The sequence below is a fragment of the Streptomyces sp. NPDC050619 genome (assembly GCF_040654815.1).
Taxonomy (GTDB): domain Bacteria; phylum Actinomycetota; class Actinomycetes; order Streptomycetales; family Streptomycetaceae; genus Streptomyces.
This window is the reverse complement of sequence record NZ_JBFAIR010000017.1, coordinates 154,603-170,662: the sequence shown is the minus strand read 5'-3', so window position 1 is coordinate 170,662 and position 16,060 is coordinate 154,603. Positions and strand designations below refer to the sequence as shown.

12 protein-coding genes and 1 pseudogene are annotated in these 16,060 nt (G+C 72.2%); 4 read left to right on the top strand and 9 right to left on the bottom strand.

The window, feature by feature from the left end; translation table 11 throughout:
- Positions 1 to 67: 67 nt before the first annotated feature.
- Positions 68 to 2,947, top strand: a complete 2,880-nt coding sequence (locus tag AB0I77_RS27360) for a DEAD/DEAH box helicase (protein ID WP_363285338.1) — start codon at positions 68 to 70, stop codon at positions 2,945 to 2,947.
- Here the strand turns inward: AB0I77_RS27360 and AB0I77_RS27355 are convergent.
- From AB0I77_RS27355 to ssd, 7 genes and pseudogenes are all read right to left on the bottom strand, one after another.
- Positions 2,919 to 3,287: pseudogene (locus AB0I77_RS27355) on the bottom strand (Rv3654c family TadE-like protein); the annotation flags it as partial. The gene AB0I77_RS27360 and the pseudogene AB0I77_RS27355 overlap by 29 nt on opposite strands.
- Entirely contained in the window at positions 3,284 to 3,649 is a 366-nt protein-coding gene (locus AB0I77_RS27350) for a TadE family type IV pilus minor pilin (protein ID WP_363285337.1), read from the bottom strand. The pseudogene AB0I77_RS27355 and the gene AB0I77_RS27350, both read right to left, overlap by 4 nt.
- Complete coding sequence (locus AB0I77_RS27345; protein WP_363285385.1) at positions 3,636 to 3,845, bottom strand: DUF4244 domain-containing protein; 210 nt, start codon at positions 3,843 to 3,845, stop codon at positions 3,636 to 3,638. Before AB0I77_RS27345 ends, AB0I77_RS27350 begins: the two co-directional genes overlap by 14 nt.
- A gap of 120 nt (positions 3,846 to 3,965) precedes the next feature.
- Complete coding sequence (locus AB0I77_RS27340) at positions 3,966 to 4,772, bottom strand: type II secretion system F family protein (protein WP_363285336.1); 807 nt, start codon at positions 4,770 to 4,772, stop codon at positions 3,966 to 3,968.
- The gene (locus AB0I77_RS27335; protein ID WP_363285335.1) at positions 4,769 to 5,629 is read right to left on the bottom strand and encodes a type II secretion system F family protein; all 861 of its coding nucleotides are present in this window, start codon (positions 5,627 to 5,629) and stop codon (positions 4,769 to 4,771) included. Before AB0I77_RS27335 ends, AB0I77_RS27340 begins: the two co-directional genes overlap by 4 nt.
- Positions 5,622 to 6,803 carry a TadA family conjugal transfer-associated ATPase gene (locus tag AB0I77_RS27330; protein WP_363285384.1) on the bottom strand — a complete coding sequence of 394 codons (1,182 nt, stop codon included), beginning with the start codon at positions 6,801 to 6,803 and terminating at the stop codon, positions 5,622 to 5,624. Before AB0I77_RS27330 ends, AB0I77_RS27335 begins: the two co-directional genes overlap by 8 nt.
- A gap of 197 nt (positions 6,804 to 7,000) precedes the next feature.
- Positions 7,001 to 8,113 (bottom strand): septum site-determining protein Ssd, encoded by a 1,113-nt coding sequence (gene ssd / locus AB0I77_RS27325; protein WP_363285334.1) that lies wholly within the window; start codon positions 8,111 to 8,113, stop codon positions 7,001 to 7,003.
- A gap of 606 nt (positions 8,114 to 8,719) precedes the next feature.
- Between ssd and AB0I77_RS27320 the strand changes: the two genes are divergently transcribed.
- Positions 8,720 to 9,553 (top strand): HAD family hydrolase, encoded by an 834-nt coding sequence (locus tag AB0I77_RS27320; protein ID WP_363285333.1) that lies wholly within the window; start codon positions 8,720 to 8,722, stop codon positions 9,551 to 9,553.
- A gap of 342 nt (positions 9,554 to 9,895) precedes the next feature.
- On the opposite strand, the gene AB0I77_RS27315 is transcribed toward AB0I77_RS27320, so the two are convergent.
- A complete protein-coding gene (locus tag AB0I77_RS27315) occupies positions 9,896 to 10,720 on the bottom strand; it encodes an oxidoreductase (RefSeq protein WP_363285332.1) in 825 nt (274 codons plus the stop codon).
- Between the two features lie 101 nt (positions 10,721 to 10,821).
- On the opposite strand from AB0I77_RS27315, the gene AB0I77_RS27310 reads away from it, so the two are divergent.
- Entirely contained in the window at positions 10,822 to 11,802 is a 981-nt protein-coding gene (locus AB0I77_RS27310; protein WP_363285331.1) for an ATP-binding protein, read from the top strand.
- A 117-nt stretch (positions 11,803 to 11,919) separates the two neighbouring features.
- Here AB0I77_RS27310 and AB0I77_RS27305 read toward each other — a convergent pair whose 3' ends face one another.
- Positions 11,920 to 13,191 (bottom strand): hypothetical protein, encoded by a 1,272-nt coding sequence (locus AB0I77_RS27305; RefSeq protein ID WP_363285330.1) that lies wholly within the window; start codon positions 13,189 to 13,191, stop codon positions 11,920 to 11,922.
- Positions 13,192 to 13,466: 275 nt separating this feature from the next.
- On the opposite strand from AB0I77_RS27305, the gene AB0I77_RS27300 reads away from it, so the two are divergent.
- Positions 13,467 to 15,854, top strand: coding sequence for a SulP family inorganic anion transporter (locus AB0I77_RS27300; protein ID WP_363285329.1), 2,388 nt, complete (start codon positions 13,467 to 13,469; stop codon positions 15,852 to 15,854).
- Positions 15,855 to 16,060: the final 206 nt, after the last annotated feature.

The following is a 16,060-nucleotide window of genomic DNA, read 5'->3' as shown; positions in this document are numbered from 1 at the left end:
ACTTACGGCAGGCGTGCACGACGCCTTGGTCCCATTGTCCGTCACGCCAGTGACACACTCGGTCCCGATGGCCAAGAATCACCGATCCGATCGAACCTCGGCGGACCCCGTCTTCCGGCTCTCGCCCGGCGCGGTCCTGGACCGGCTCGCCTCCGGGCCGAGCCGGGCTTCGCGCATCACTCATACGGAGCACTTGCCCCCGCGTGAGGGTCGCCATGCCGTCTGGCCGGACCGGATCCGCTCCGAGGTCATCGCGGCGGTGCAGACCGCCGGAATCGAGCATCCCTGGGCCCATCAGGCACGCGCGGCCGAGCACGCCCTGGACGGCGACTCGGTCGTCGTGGCCACCGGAACGGCGTCCGGCAAGTCACTGGCGTACCTCGTCCCGGTGCTGTCGACGCTGCTGGACGGCTCGGAGGCCCCGAACGGCCGCGGCGCCACCGCCCTTTACCTCGCCCCCACGAAGGCTCTCGCGGCGGATCAGTGCCGTTCTGTGAAGGAACTTTCACAACCCCTGGGCAATTCGCTACGCCCCGCGGTCTACGACGGCGATACGCCGTTCGAGGAACGCGAGTGGGTCCGCCAGTACGCCAACTACGTCCTGACCAACCCCGACATGCTCCACCGGGGCATACTCCCGTCACACCCCCGCTGGTCCTCCTTCCTGCGGTCTTTGAAGTACGTCGTGATCGACGAGTGCCACACCTACCGGGGCGTCTTCGGCTCCCACGTCGCCCAGGTGCTGCGCCGCCTGCGCCGCCTCTGCGCCCGCTACGGCGCCTCTCCCGTGTTCCTGCTGGCCTCCGCGACCGCCGCGGAGCCCTCGGTGGCCGCCCGGCGCCTCACCGGCCTGCCGGTGGTGGAGGTCGCCGACGACGCCTCTCCTCGCGGCGAACTGGTGTTCGCCCTCTGGGAGCCCCCGCTCACCGAGATGCAGGGCGAGAAGGGCGCCCCGGTCCGCCGCACCGCCACCGCCGAGACGGCCGACCTGCTGACCGACCTCGCCGTCCAGGGCGTGCGAACGGTCGCCTTCGTACGCTCCCGGCGCGGCGCCGAGCTGATCTCGGTGATCGCCCAGGAGCGCCTCACCGAGGTCGACCGGTCACTCGCCCGGCGCGTCGCGGCCTACCGCGGCGGCTACCTCCCCGAGGAGCGCCGCGCCCTCGAACAGGCCCTCCACTCCGGCGAACTCCTCGGCCTCGCCGCGACGACCGCGCTCGAACTCGGCATCGACGTCTCCGGCCTGGACGCCGTACTGATCGCCGGCTACCCCGGCACGCGCGCGTCCCTGTGGCAGCAGGCGGGCCGCGCCGGACGGTCCGGGCAGGGCGCCCTCGCCATCCTCGTCGCCCGTGACGACCCGCTGGACACCTTCCTCGTCCACCACCCCGAGGCCCTGTTCGACCAGCCCGTCGAGTCCACGGTCCTCGACCCCGACAACCCGTACGTGCTCGCCCCGCACCTGTGCGCGGCGGCCGCCGAACTGCCGTTGACGGACGAGGACCTGGACCTGTTCGGCCCGGCCTGCGAGGAGCTGCTCCCGCAGCTGGAGGCCGCGAAGCTGCTGCGCCGCCGTACGAAGGCCTGGCACTGGACCCGCCGGGAGCGGGCCGCCGACCTCACCGACATCCGCGGCGGGGGCGGCCGGCCGATCCAGGTCGTCGAGGCCGGAACGGGCCGCCTGCTGGGCACGGTCGACGAGGGCGCCGCCCACTCGACCGTGCACGAGGGCGCGGTGCACCTGCACCAGGGCCGTACGTACCTGGTGCGCTCGCTGGACCTTCAGGACTCGGCCGCCCTGGTCGAGCAGGCGAGTCCCTCGTATTCGACGGTCGCCCGGGACACGACCGCGATCTCCGTCCTGGAGACCGACATCGAGGTCCCCTGGGGCGACGGGCGCCTGTGCTACGGCTCCGTCGAGGTCACCAACCAAGTGGTCTCCTTCCTGCGTCGACGGCTCATCACCGGCGAAGTACTGGGCGAGACGAAACTCGACCTCCCTCCTCGTACGCTGCGCACGCGTGCCGTGTGGTGGACGGTCACCGAGGACCAGCTGGACGCCGCCCGGATCAACCCGGAGATCCTCGGCGGCGCCCTGCACGCCGCCGAGCACGCGTCGATCGGCATGCTGCCGCTCTTCGCCACCTGCGACCGCTGGGACATCGGCGGCGTCTCCATCCCGCTGCACCCCGACACGCTGTTGCCGACGGTCTTCGTGTACGACGGCCACCCCGGGGGCGCGGGCTTCGCGGAGCGCGCCTTCCACACCGCCCGCGCCTGGCTGACCGCCACCCGCCAGGCCATCGCCTCCTGCGAGTGCGAGGCCGGCTGCCCGTCCTGCATCCAGTCCCCCAAGTGCGGCAACGGCAACGATCCGCTGCACAAGAGGGGGGCGGTACGGCTGCTTACGGTGCTGTTGCGGGGGGCGCCGGAGGAGCCGCCTGCGGCGCCTTCCGCAGCGACTCCCGGTGCGCCTCCCGGTGCGCCTCCCGGGGAGGAGCCGTCGAGGGAACCGGTCCGTCAGGAGTCGGCCCGTCACGAGCCAGCCCGCCAGCAACCGGCCCGCCACGAGCCGGCCCGCCAGGAACCTGCCCGTCAGGAGTCGGCCCCTCAGGAGTCGGCCCGTCACGAGCCAGCCCGTCAGGAGTCGGCCCGTCACGAGCCAGCCCGTCAGGAGTCGGCCCGTCACGAGCCAGCCCGTCAGGAGTCGGCCCGTCAGGAACCTGTCCCCCAGGAGTCGGTCCCTCACGAGCCAACCCCTCAGCAACCGGCCCGCCACCAGCCACCCCGCCAAGAACCAGCCCCCCAGGAACCTGCCCCTCACGAGCCAACCCCTCAGCAACCGGCCCGCCACCAGCCACCCCGCCAAGAACCAGCCCCCCAGGAACCTGCCCCTCAGGAACCGGCTCTGCGGGAACCGGCCCCGCAGGACCCGCTCGCGCCCTGACCTCCGCCGCGAACGGCCCCCGTCCCGACGTCGCCGTCACGTCCGAGATCTCGCCCACGATCACGCACCGCACGAGCCGCGTGCCCTGGGCTCGCGCCACGCGGTCCGCCCGGGCGCAGGCCGCCGTACCGCCCTCCGCCCAGTGGTCCGCCGCCGCGAGGGCCGCCAGATCCGCGCCGCCGGCCGCGCGATGCCGGACCACGACGGCCTGCCCCAGCGCGAGCACGAGGCCGAACACCACGCAGAGAACGGCGATCGCACCGACACTCCAGACGGTGGCGGAGCCGCGGTCGGAGCGCCAGGCGGTCGCGGGCCACCGCCCCGGAGAACGCTCGCTCATCTCCCCACTCCCACCATCTCCTCCACCGACGCCACGGCCTCCTCCCGTACCTCGAAGGGCAGGCCGTGCAGTGCCGGAGGCTTCGCCACGACCGTCACCCGGACCTGGTCCCCCTCCCGGCTGACCGTGACGTCCGCCCCGCCCGGCGCCGTCTGCCGGGCCACCTCGATGACCGCGTCGACCGGGTCCTGGCGGGCAGCCGCGCGGGCGCCGGTCCGCGCCGCGTCCACGCACTGGATCTGCGCGGCCACGGCCAGCAGCCCCCACACCAACGCCATCGTGAACAGCACCAGCACGGGCAGCACCACGGCCGACTCCGCCGTGACGAAACCCCCGTCCCTCTCCCGCTCACATCCCCTCATCGAGCGCCCGTTTCACGATGGCCTGCAACTCCGCGCTGACCTGTCCGCTCGTCACCACCTTGTAGAGGACCACCGCGAAGGCCACCGCCGCGACGATCCCCATGGCGTACTCGGAGGTGACCATCCCCGCGTCCCTCCGCGCCGCACGCGCCGCGCACACCAGGGCACCCATCCGCGCCCGTACCTGCTTGAACACCTGATACATCTCAACCCCCGTAAGGATTCATGCCGTTGACTTCTAGCCGCTCGTTACCGGTGACTGCTAGCTGCTCGTCACCGGCCAATCGCCGTCGTGGTTACTCCCGTATCCATCCCGTCATCCGCCACCTCCTCCCCCTGCCCCTCCCCCTCCCAGCGCCCCGCCCGCCAGCCCGATCACGACGGGCAGGATGCCGACCGTGATGAACGCGGGCAGGAAGCACAGCCCGACCGGCGCGCTGACCAGCACGGCCGCTCGCCGTGCCCGTGCCGTCGCGGTGCGCATCCAGTCGGCGCGGGCGTCAGCGGCGAGCCGGGCGACCGGTCCGGCCGCGGGCAGTCCGGAGACGCCGGCCCGTTCCAGCAGCCGCGCCAGGGCGCCCGCGCCCGGTGTCGAGGCGAGCCTTCGCCAGGCCTCGCCCGGTTCGCCGCCCAGCCGAACCTCCGCCGCGCCACGCGCCAGCGCTTCCCCGACGGTGCCGCCGAGTGCCTCGCCCACGGCCTGCGCCGCGATCACCGGACCGGCGCCCGCCGCGATACAGGCCGCCAGCAGGTCGGCGGCGAGCGGTAGTTGCCGGGCCGCCTCACGGGCGTCGATGTCCGGCGCGGCCCCGGAGGCCGCCTGCCGAAGCCGCCACCGCCACAGCCCCGCCGCGACGGCCGGCCCGACCACGGCCCCGATGACACCGCCGACCAGAATCCACACGCCGCACGCCACGCTCACGACCGGCAGCCACCACCGCGCGATGTCCCGCACTTCGAAGCGCGGGCCGACGGAGGTCTTTCCCACGGCGGCCAGCAGCGTGGTCAGCCGCCGCCGCACCCTCCGCTCGCGCCGCACCGCCTCCACCCACCCGGCCAAGCAACCGAGGACGAGCACCGCCCCCACAACAACCCCCAGCCTGTGGACAACTTCCGCACTCACGCCGCCTCCGCTCCCCGCACGATCCGCAGCGCCCACCACATCCCGAGCCCCTCCAGCACGCCGCCGATCAGCAGGCAGCCGAGCCCGGCCCCCGTGTGCAGCAGTACGTGCAAGGGGTCCGCGCCGAGAGCGGTGCCGAGGAGGAGCCCGAGGACGGGCAGTCCGGCGAGCATCGCCGCGGTGGAGCGAGCACCGGACAACTGGGCGCGCAGGTCGGCCCGTTGGTCCCGCTCGGCGCGCAACGCCCCTTCGAGCCGGTCGAGTCCGGCCGCGAGGCCCGCGCCCTGGTCCACGGCCACCCGCCAGCACGCCGCGAGGCCCAGCAGCCCGTCGGCCCCCGGCTGCCGCGCCGCGGTCGCCAGCGCGCCCGGTACGTCCCCGCCGAACCGCGCCGCCGCCAGCACCGCGGCCTGCGCGTCACCGAGCCCGCCAAAGTCGTGCGCGGCGCGCAGCAGAGCCTCGCCCGGCTGCCGTCCGGCGCGCACCTCGCCGGCGAGTGCCCCGCACAGCGCGATCACCGCGTCCCCCAGACGCTCCCGCGCGCGCCTCGCCTCCCCGGCCAGCCGCACCCGCCGCAGCAACGGCACAGCGGCCAGTCCCGCGACGAACGGCAGCACCGAGGCGCCCAGCACCGCGAGCACCAGCCCGGCGACCGCCGACCACCACTCGGCCCGCAGCCGCCCCCGGATCCGCCGCAGGTCGCCGGCCAGTCGCCGCCACGAGGGCGGCCCGGCCCCCACCACTGCGCCGCTCGCGAGCAGCAGTTGGGCCCGTCGCGCCCCGGAGTGCCGCCCGCCGAGCAGCCAGACGGCGGCTCCCACGCACACCGCCGCCGCGCCCATGGACATCTCACCCATCCCCATCACCACCGCATCCCTGTTCGAAGAGTTCGTCCCGAAGCAGCCCCCGCAGCCGCTCCCACCCCCGCTCGTACGCGAACGCCTCCGTGCCCCACCGCAGCGCCGGCACCGTCCGCACCAGCCCCGACGGGTCCCGTTCCAGCACATGCACCTCGGCGATCCGCCGCCGCCCGCTCCGATCGCGGACGAGATGCAGGACGACCGCCAGCGCCGCCGCCAACTGGCTGTGCAGCGCGGCCCGGTCGAGCCCGGCCGCCGTACCCAGCGCCTCCAGCCGGGCCGGCACATCGGCCGCCGCGTTCGCGTGCACGGTCCCGCAGCCGCCTTCGTGGCCGGTGTTCAGCGCGGCCAGCAGATGGACCACTTCGGGCCCCCGCACCTCGCCCACGACCAGCCGGTCCGGCCGCATTCGCAGCGCCTGCCGCACCAGGTCCTGGAGTGTGACCAGTCCCGCGCCCTCCTGGTTGGCGGGCCTGCTCTCCAGCCGTACGACATGCGGATGCTCCGGCCGCAGCTCCGCCGAGTCCTCGGCGAGCACGATGCGCTCGTCCGGCCCGACGAGCCCCAGCAGGGCGCTCAGCAAGGTCGTCTTACCGCTGCCCGTCCCGCCGCTGATGAGGTAAGAGAGCCGCGCGCGCAGCAGCGCCCGCAGCACCCGGTCCCCGCCGGGCGGTACCGTGCCCGCCGCCACCAGTTCGTCGAGGGTGAACGCCCGTGGCCGTACGACCCGCAGGGACAGGCAGGTGCAGCCGACGGCGACCGGGGGCAGCACCGCGTGGAGCCGGGTTCCGTCGGGCAGCCTGGCGTCGGCCCAGGGCCGTGCGTCGTCGAGCCGGCGTCCGGCCACCGCGGCCAGGCGCTGCGCGAGCCGTCGTACGGCGGCGGCGTCCGGGAAGGAGACGGCGGTCAGCTCCAGGCCGCCACCGCGGTCCACCCAGACCCGGTCCGGGGCCGACACCAGTACGTCGGTCACCGAGGGGTCGGCGAGCAGCGGCTCCAGCGGCCCGCTGCCGACCAGCTCGGAGCGCAACTGCTCGGCGGCGCCCAGAACTTCCGCGTCCCCGAGCACCCGCCCCTGCTCACGCAGCGCCTGCGCCACGCGCGCGGGAGTCGGCTCACCCCCGCTCTCGGCGAGCCACTGCCGCACCCCGTCGAGCAGCCCCGGCGACATGTCCGCACCGGTCGCCGCCACGGCCGCCACGCCACCGGACAGCCTTCGCCGCTCGCCCACTCCGCCGGACAGCCTTCGCCGCTCGCTCTCCCCGCCGGACAGCCTTCGCCATTCACTCGCCCCGCCGGACACAGTTCGCCGCTCGCCCGCCCCGCCGACGCCCGTCTCGCCGGCCCCGGCAAGCCCGGAAAACGTACTCATGCGGCCCCCGCCTCCAGCACAGCCCGCTCCCAGAACTCCCGGCAGAAGCGCGCGAGCGGCCCACGTCCGGAGGCGCCGGGCGGCGTCCTGCTCCCCTGCGGCCGCAGCAGTGCGGACTCCACGGGCACCTCGCCGGCCAGCGGCAGTCCGAGCAGCCGGGCCACCTCGCGGTCGTCCAAGCCGGGCGCGTACGGGCCGCGTACCGCCACCCTGAGGTCGCTCAGGACCATGCCGACGGCTGCGGCCACCCGGCCGGCCGCCGCGACGGCGCGTAGTTCGGCGGGGACCACCAGGAGCCCCACGTCGAGCTGTGCGAGGACCTCGGCGACCCCGTCGTCGATACGGCGTGGCAGGTCGACCACGACCGTGCCGCCCCGGCGGCGGGCCGCGGCGAGCACCGCCCGGACGGCCTGGGGCGGGACGGCGACGCAGTCGCCGCGGTCCCAGCTCAGGACCCGCAGCGAGTGCAGCCTGGGCAGCGACTCCTCCAGGGCGCCGCCGCCGACCCGCCCACGCGAGGCGGCGAACGCGGGCCAGCGCAGTCCGTCGGCGCTCTCACCGCCGAGGAGTACGTCGAGTCCGCCGCCCAGCGGATCGGCGTCCACGAGGAGTGTGCGCAGTCCCTCACGCGCGGAGGTGACCGCCAGGGCGCACGCGAGCGTGGACGCTCCGGCCCCGCCCCGGCCGCCGATGACGCCGACGGTGAGGGCGGGCCGGCCGACGCCCTCGGCCACGTCGGCGATACGGTCGACCAGCCACTGCTCCCCGTCGGGAAGCATCAGGACGTGATCGGCGCCGATCTCGACGGCCCGCCTCCAGACCCCGGAGTCGTCCTGGTCGCGGCCGACCAGCACCACGCCGCTTCTGCGCGCGGCCCCGCGCACCCGCCGTGCGGCATCGTCGCCGACCAGGACGAGCGGCGCGGACTCCCAGCTGCCTCTGTGCTCCGGCACCCCGTGATGAACCTCGGGTGTCGCGCCGGCCGCCGCGCACAGGCGCAGCAGGTCGTCGAGCAGTCCGGCGTCCTCCGTGAGGATCAACGGCTTGCCCTGCCGCCCTCCGGCGGCGTGCGGCGGATCATGTGTGACGGCTGCGGCCACGGTCTCCATCCCCCTTCGCCGCACCGCGCACAGCCCCGAAGGACCCCGCGATGCGTCTCTCCACGGAGCCCCTGCGGCCCCGCGATTCCCATGCGTGTGGAGAACCGGCAAGCGGCCTCCATATGAACGGCCGATACGAACCGGCCAAACGCGAGCGCCGAAACGGAACCGGCCATGAACTCGGCCCGAGCGGGACGCGTTGGAATCACGGTGCAGCGATCCCGGAAATCGTGTGGATCTTGGTCGATAACTGTGGACAACTCAGTGGTTGTGAATATCGCCGTCACCCATACCGGTGACCCCTGTACCACTGGCTGTGCGACTTCCGGAGAGCAGCGCCACGACTACGCACAGTGACGGATCGGGGCATGCGAAAGAGGCGGCCGCAGCCGCCTCAGTCCGGCCTCACGGCCTCGCACGGGGAGCAAAAACCCATCTGGACATGCGACGACCCCCGCCGGGGGGGAGAGCGGGGGTCGTCTCCACGGCCGACTCGGGGGGGGAGGAGTCGGACCGGGTTAGCACGGTCGCGAACGATCCGTGACTTCCATGGTGTACCCGAGAGGCCTCTCAGGCAAACCAACGCGCCAACCTTACGCCGAATGGGCAGCGCCTATGCTCATGGTTGTGGAAAACCACTCCTTGCCCCGCACAGCGGCCTTCTTTGACCTGGACAAGACGGTCATTGCGAAGTCGAGCACGCTCACCTTCAGCAAGTCGTTCTACCAAGGCGGGCTGATCAACCGCAGGGCCGCCTTGCGTACCGCATATGCCCAGTTCGTCTTCCTCGTGGGCGGCATGGACCACGACCAGATGGAGCGGACCCGCGAGTACCTGTCCGCGCTCGTCCGCGGCTGGAACGTCCAGCAGGTCAAGGAGATCGTCGCCGAGACCCTCCACGACCTCATCGACCCGATCATCTACGACGAGGCCGCCTCCCTCATCGAGGAGCACCACACCGCCGGACGCGACGTCGTGATCGTGTCCACGTCGGGCACCGAGGTGGTCGAGCCGATCGGCGAACTGCTCGGCGCGGACCGGGTGGTGGCGACCCGCATGGTGGTGGGCGACGACGGCTGCTTCACCGGCGAGGTGGAGTACTACGCGTACGGCCCGACCAAGGCCGAGGCGGTCAAGGAGTTGGCCGTGTCCGAGGGATACGACCTCTCGCGCTGCTTCGCCTACAGCGACTCGGCGACCGACCTGCCGATGCTGGAGGCCGTGGGCCATCCCCATGCCGTGAATCCGGATCGCGCGCTGCGCAGGGAGGCACTCGCGCGCGGGTGGCCGATTCTCGATTTCCACCGGCCGGTCCGGCTCAAGCAGCGGTTCCCCGCGTTCTCCGTGCCGCCCCGTCCGGCGCTCGTGGCGATGGCGGCGATAGGTGCCGCGGCGGCCACCGCGGGCCTCGTCTGGTACGCGAACCGGCGCCGTTCAGCTCCGGCCTGACCCATATGCGCTGTTTGTTTGCCTCTTAAACTGTTTAAACCTAAAAGTAAAGAAGTGCGGCCAGGGCTTCCGCTTGCTCCGGCCCTGGAGTACAAAGAAGTTAACGGCCCGCGAGACCAAGGACATCCGAGAGGATCACCTTTTAACCGCATATGGCCCCACGGACCGCGCATGAACATCGAGCACCCACGCGACGTCGACCCGTCGATTACGGGCCAGCCGCACCAGGGACGGGCGAAGTTCCCGACCTGATGGGCACTATTCGAGGACGCTTGGTAACCCGGTGAACATGCCAGCGGCGGTACGAATCCTCGTACCGCCGCAACCCTTTTCCCCAGTTCTCTACGCCGCCCCGCGCTGAAGCGCCTCGCACACCGCCGTCGACTCGCGCGCCCCCAGCTCGACGGCCCGGCCGCAGTGGGTGATCCAGGCGGCCATGCCCTCCGGAGTGCCGGAGACGTAGCCGTCGAGCGCCGCCAGGTAAGCCGCGCGGCCCAGTTCGGCATGACCGACCTCCGCCGGGCAGACGGACTTCGGGTCGAGACCGCTGCCGACCAGGACGATGCGCTCGGCCGCGCGCGCGACCAGGCCGTTGTGCGAGGCGAAGGGGCGCAGCGCGAGGAGTTCGCCGTGCACGACGGCCGCCGTGACCAGCGCCGGGGCCGAACCTCCCGCCATGATCAGCCCGGAGAGCCCTTCGAGCCGGCCGGAGACCTCGGCCGCGCCCGGCAGCGGCAGTTCGATCAGCGGCTCGTCGACCGGCTCGCCCTCCTGGCGCGGACGCCCGACCTCGTCATCCTTGGTCGCGGCCGCGACGAGGTGCAACCGGGCCAGCACCCGTAGCGGCGATTGCCGCCAGATGGACAGCAGTTGGCCCGCCTCCGCCGTCAGCCGCAGGGCCGCGCCCACCACGCGCGCGTCGTCGTCGCCGCTGAAGTCGGTGCGCCGGCGCACTTCTTCCAGGGCCCAGTCCGCGCCGGACAGCGCCGCCGAACCGCGGGCGCCGCGCAGGGCCGCCTCGGAAGTGACCGCGTTGCTGCGGCGCCGCATGACCCGGTGCCCGTAGACCCGGTCCACGGCCTTGCGCACGGACTCCACGGACTCGGCCACGCCGGGCAGCGAGCCCAGGGTCGCAAGCGGATCGGCGGTCGCGCCTGTCGTACTCATAAGTACGACCCTACGCAGCCCGGGGCCGGACCCCACGAAGGAGTGGTCTTCTTCACGCACGCGTGCCACCCACAGCTATCGCGCCACTACCCTTGGTGAACATGAAAATTGCTTTCGTCGGGAAGGGCGGCAGCGGCAAGACCACCCTGTCCTCCCTGTTCATCCGCCACCTCACGACCGCCGGCGCACCGGTCCTGGCCGTCGACGCCGACATCAACCAGCACCTGGGCCCGGCCCTCGGCCTCGCCGAGGCGGAGGCGGCCGCGCTGCCCGCGATGGGCGATCGACTCCCCCTGATCAAGGACTACCTGCGCGGCTCCAACCCGCGCATCCCCTCCGCCGAGACGATGATCAAGACGACCCCGCCCGGCGAGGGCTCCCGGCTGCTGCGGGTACGCGACGACAATCCGGTGTACGACGCCTGCGTCCGGCCGGTGGAACTCGACGGCGACACCGTCCGTTTGATGGTCACGGGCCCCTTCACGGACGCCGACCTGGGGGTCGCCTGCTACCACTCCAAGACGGGAGCGGTGGAGCTGTTCCTGAACCACCTGGTGGACGGCCCCGACGAGTACGTCGTGGTCGACATGACGGCCGGTTCGGACTCCTTCGCCTCCGGCATGTTCACCCGCTTCGACATCACGTTCCTCGTCGCCGAGCCGACCCGGAGGGGGGTCTCCGTCTATCGCCAGTACAAGGAGTACGCCCGCGACTTCGGCGTCGCCCTGAAGGTCGTCGGCAACAAGGTGCAAGGTCAGGACGACCTCGACTTCCTCCGCGCCGAAGTCGGGGACGACCTGCTCGTGACGGTCGGGCACTCGGACTGGGTGCGCGCCCTGGAGAAGGGCCGGCCGCACCGGTTCGAGCTCCTGGAGGACATCAACCGCCGCGCCCTGTGCCAGTTGCGGACGGCCGCCGACGCGACGTACGAGCTGCGCGACTGGGAGCGCTACACGCGCCAGATGGTGCACTTCCACCTGAAGAACGCCCAGTCCTGGGGCAACGAGCGCACCGGGGCCGACCTGGCGGCGCAGGTCGACCCCGGGTTCGTGCTCGGCGAGGGCGTCGTCACCCCTGCCTGAGTCCACCCACGCCTGAGTTCACCTCCGTCTCAGTTCCCCCACGCCTGAGTTCACCTCCGTCCGACCTCCCCCACGCCTGAGTTGACCCACGCCTGAGTCACTCCCCCCCGACCACGCCTACCGCTTGGCCGCCGGCGCCCCGGGCACGCCCTTCGGGGCCGGGGCGGGGCGGCCCGACAGGAAGGTGGCCCAGCCCTGCTTCGGGGCCTCGCCGACCCCCAGGGAGCGCAGCTTCCGAAGGGTCTTCGGGTCCTGGGCGTCCAGCCAGTCGACGAGCTGGCGGAAGGAAACGCAGCGCACCTCCGGCTTGGTGCACACCCGCTCGATGACCTCCTCGACGGCCCGCATGTAGGTGCCGCCGTTCCAGGACTCGAAGTGGTTGCCGATGATCAGGGGCGCGCGGTTGCCGTCGTAGGCCCGGTGGAAGCCCTTGAGCAGGCCGTCGCGCATCTGGTCGCCCCAGTAGTCGTGCTTGCGGGGGTCGCCCTGGGTCCTGGTGCCCGACTGGTTGACCATGAAGTTGTAGTCCATGGTGAGCTGCTCGTAGGAGTGCCCGGGGAAGGGCACCAGCTGCATCGACAGGTCCCACAGGCGTTCCTTCTTCTGCGGCCAGACCTGGTTGTTGACACCGCTGGTGTCGTAACGGAAGCCCAGTTGCCGGGCGGCCTTCATGAAGTTCTCCTGGCCCTCCAGACAGGGCGTGCGGGCGCCGATGAGCTCCTTGTCGTAGTCGAAGGGCAGCGGGGACGCCTTCTTCATGCCGGTGTTGGTCTTCCAGGACCTCACGAAGTGCTTCGCCTGGGCGATCTCGTCCTTCCACTCCTTCACCGACCACTCGCCGACCCCGCCGCCGCTGCCGCAGAAGTGGCCGTTGAAGTGGGTGCCGATCTCGTTGCCCTCCAGCCATGCCAGGCGCAGCTGCTTCACGGTGTCGGCGATGCCCTGCTCGTCGTTGAAGCCGATGTCGGAGCGGCCCGGAGAGTGCTGCGGGGGCCGGTAGAGGTCGCGCTTGTCCTCCGGGAGCATGTACACGCCGCTCAGGAAGTACGTCATCGTCGCGTTGTTCGCCTTGGCGACCTTGCGGAAGTGGGAGAACAGCCGCTGACTGTCCTCGCCCGCGCCGTCCCAGGAGAACACCACGAACTGCGGGGGCTTGTGGCCGGGCCGCAGGCGTTCGGCTCTGGGCAGGTGGGGCTGCGCTCCGGTGTACGAGGTGGAGCCGTCGCCGATCAGCCGGACCGGGCTCCTGGGCGCCTGGGCGGGCTTCGCCTTCCGTGGGCCGGGGGCCCCTGTCTCGGAAGCGTCGGTACCCATCGCGCAACCGGCGAGCGACGCGGCACAGGCCGCGGCGGCCACGGCGCCCGCGGTGATCCTCTGGGTGGCGGCCATATTCCGCCCACCTTCTTCCTTCTCTCGGGCCAACGAAAGCGCCGCCAAGGTCGCACGGACCCAAGAAGGAATTAATACGACAAGCCGACTAAAAGCTCAGTTCACTCGCTGGAGTGATTTATTAACCCATTTGCCGGGAAAATCCATGCTGAGCCTTTACTCTCCATTACGATTCGTTTACCAAGAGTTGATCGATGAGTTGATCCATCCCGCCGCTGTACGCCGTGACCCACGGCCGCAATCCGCGACCGCGCTGCCCCGGAGGAGACGGGAACATGTCAGCCTGCGTCCCCCCACGCCCTCAAGCTCTCCGCAGCCACCACCAGCCCCACAGCCCGCCGCCGGGCCCGCCCCGCCGCTTCCGCATCGCGGGCGCCGACGTGTCGGCCTCGATCGCGGTCTTCCTGATCGCTCTCCCCCTGTCCCTCGGCATCGCCCTCGCCACCGGCGCGCCCCTTCAGGCAGGCCTCGTCGCCGCCGCCGTCGGAGGCCTCGTCGCCGGATGGCTCGGCGGCTCCCCGCTCCAGGTCAGCGGCCCCGCCGCCGGGCTCACGGTCGTCACCGCCGACCTCATCCACCGCTACGGCTGGCGCACGACCTGCGCCCTCACCGTCCTGGCCGGCCTCGCCCAACTCGGCCTGGGCTGCCTGCGCGTGGCCCGCAGCGCCCTCGCCGTCAGCCCCGCCATCGTGCACGGCATGCTCGCCGGCATCGGCGTCACCATCGCCGTCGCCCAGCTGCACATCGTCCTCGGTGGCACCCCGCAGAGCGCCGTCCTCGACAACCTCCGTGCGCTGCCCGCCCAGTTGGCGGACCTGCATCCGGCCGCCGTGGCGGTGAGCGCGCTGACCCTGGCCCTGCTGCTGCTCTGGCCGCGGATTCCCGGCCGGGCGGGGCGCCTGCTGCGCAAGGTCCCGGCCGCGCTCCTCGCCGTCACCGGGGCCACCGCGACCGCCTCGCTCGCCGGACTGACCCTGCCCAAGGTGGACCTGCCGTCCTGGAGCAGCCACGCCCTGGCCGGACTTCCCGAAGGCCCGGTGCTCGGACTCGTCGCCGCCGTACTCACCGTCACGCTGGTGTGCAGCGTGCAGTCGCTGCTCGGCGCGGTCGCCGTGGACAAGCTGGTGGCCGGCCAGCCCGGCCTGCCCGCCCGCGTCCCGCGCTCCGACCTGGACCGCGAACTGCTCGGGCAGGGCGCCGCCAACATCGTCTCCGGCACGCTCGGCGGACTGCCCGTCGCCGGGGTGGCCGTGCGCAGTTCGGCGAATGTCCAAGCCGGCGCCGTCAGCCGGAACTCCACGATGCTGCACGGCGTTCTCGTAGTAGTCGCCGCGCTGCTGATGGTCCCGATCCTGGAGCTCATCCCGCTCGCCTCACTCGCCGCCCTGGTGATGGCCGTCGGCATCCAGATGGTGTCCCTGCACCACATCCGCACGGTGACCCGCCACCGAGAAGTGCTGGTGTACGCCGTCACCACACTCGGCGTGGTCATCCTCGGCGTCCTGGAGGGCGTGACGCTGGGAGTCGCCGCCGCCGTCGCCGTCGCCCTCAACCGCCTCGCCCACACCCGCATCACGCATCACGAGAAGGAAGGAGTCCATCACGTACATGTCCAAGGACAGCTGACGTTCCTCGCCGTGCCACGGCTCAGCCGGGCCCTGCATCTCGTACCCCAAGGCGCCCATGCCGTCGTGGAGTTGGACGGATCGTTCATGGACCACGCGGCGTACGAGTCACTGCACGACTGGCAGAACACGCACACCGCACAGGGCGGCACCGTCGAGCTGACCGGCCGCCGTGCCGGGGTCCGGATCGGCGAGCCCGGGAGTACGGCCGACCCGAACACCGAGGGCGGAGGCACCGAGCCGACGGCCGACGCCGCCGACTGCCGCTGCCGCCCCTGGACGGCCTGGCGCAACCACCAGTGCGAGCGCCCGCAGTCCGCGCCGGCCCACGACGGACACCCCACCGCGCCCGGGGCGTCCGATGAGCCGAGCGGGCATGAACTGGCGCGTGGCATCAGCGCGTTCCAGCGCAACACCGCGCCCCTGGTGCGGGGTGAGCTGGCCCGGCTGGCGCGCGAGGGACAGCGGCCTTCCCAGCTCTTCCTCACCTGCGCCGACTCGCGACTGGTCACGTCGATGATCACCTCCAGTGGTCCGGGCGACCTCTTCGTGGTGCGCAACGTGGGCAACCTCGTGCCGCCGCCCGGCCGGGAGAGCCGGGACGACTCGGTGGCGGCGGCGATCGAGTACGCGGTGGACGTGCTGAACGTGCGGTCCATCACGGTGTGCGGGCACTCCGGGTGCGGAGCCATGCAGGCACTGCTCAACTCCGAGCCCGGGGGCGCCCAGACCCCGCTCAAGCGGTGGCTGCGGCACGGACTGCCGAGCCTGGAGCGCATGGCCGACGACAGCCGGCCGTGGGCCCGGCTGGCCGGGCGGGCACCCGCCGACGCGGTCGAGCAGCTCTGCCTGACCAACGTGGTCCAGCAGTTGGAGCACCTGAGCGCCCACGAGTCGGTCGCCCGGGCCCTGCGGAAGGGGGAACTGGAGCTGCACGGGATGTACTTCCACGTCGGCGAGGCCCAGGCGTACCTGCTCACCGAGACCGGAGACGACGAAGTGTTCGACCACGTGCGCGCGGCTGACCTGTCGGCGTGAACAGATGTGACCCGTCGTGACCCCTCGCGATCCGCTTGCCGAGGCGGAGCAGGAGTGTGAAAGGCGTTACAGGCGCTGAACTCTGCCTGGCCGGCGTCCGTGGGTACGGATGACCACGGCCGCCGAAACGCAGGCGCCACGAACGTGCGTATAGGTCTAAACCAATTTTCCGTCGACCCTTGTCATCGGGCCGCCCGGTCTGATGA

Excerpts from the sequence above, each read along its gene's own strand:
- AB0I77_RS27360 (WP_363285338.1), top strand. The coding sequence starts at position 68 with ATGGCCAAGAATCACCGATCCGATCGAACCTCGGCGGACCCCGTCTTC.
- AB0I77_RS27350 (WP_363285337.1), bottom strand. The coding sequence starts at position 3,649 with ATGAGGGGATGTGAGCGGGAGAGGGACGGGGGTTTCGTCACGGCGGAG.
- AB0I77_RS27335 (WP_363285335.1), bottom strand. The coding sequence starts at position 5,629 with ATGGGTGAGATGTCCATGGGCGCGGCGGCGGTGTGCGTGGGAGCCGCC.
- AB0I77_RS27330 (WP_363285384.1), bottom strand. The coding sequence starts at position 6,803 with ATGTCGCCGGGGCTGCTCGACGGGGTGCGGCAGTGGCTCGCCGAGAGC.
- ssd (WP_363285334.1), bottom strand. The coding sequence starts at position 8,113 with ATGGAGACCGTGGCCGCAGCCGTCACACATGATCCGCCGCACGCCGCC.
- AB0I77_RS27320 (WP_363285333.1), top strand. The coding sequence starts at position 8,720 with ATGCTCATGGTTGTGGAAAACCACTCCTTGCCCCGCACAGCGGCCTTC.
- AB0I77_RS27315 (WP_363285332.1), bottom strand. The coding sequence starts at position 10,720 with ATGAGTACGACAGGCGCGACCGCCGATCCGCTTGCGACCCTGGGCTCG.
- AB0I77_RS27310 (WP_363285331.1), top strand. The coding sequence starts at position 10,822 with ATGAAAATTGCTTTCGTCGGGAAGGGCGGCAGCGGCAAGACCACCCTG.
- AB0I77_RS27305 (WP_363285330.1), bottom strand. The coding sequence starts at position 13,191 with ATGGCCGCCACCCAGAGGATCACCGCGGGCGCCGTGGCCGCCGCGGCC.
- AB0I77_RS27300 (WP_363285329.1), top strand. The coding sequence starts at position 13,467 with ATGTCAGCCTGCGTCCCCCCACGCCCTCAAGCTCTCCGCAGCCACCAC.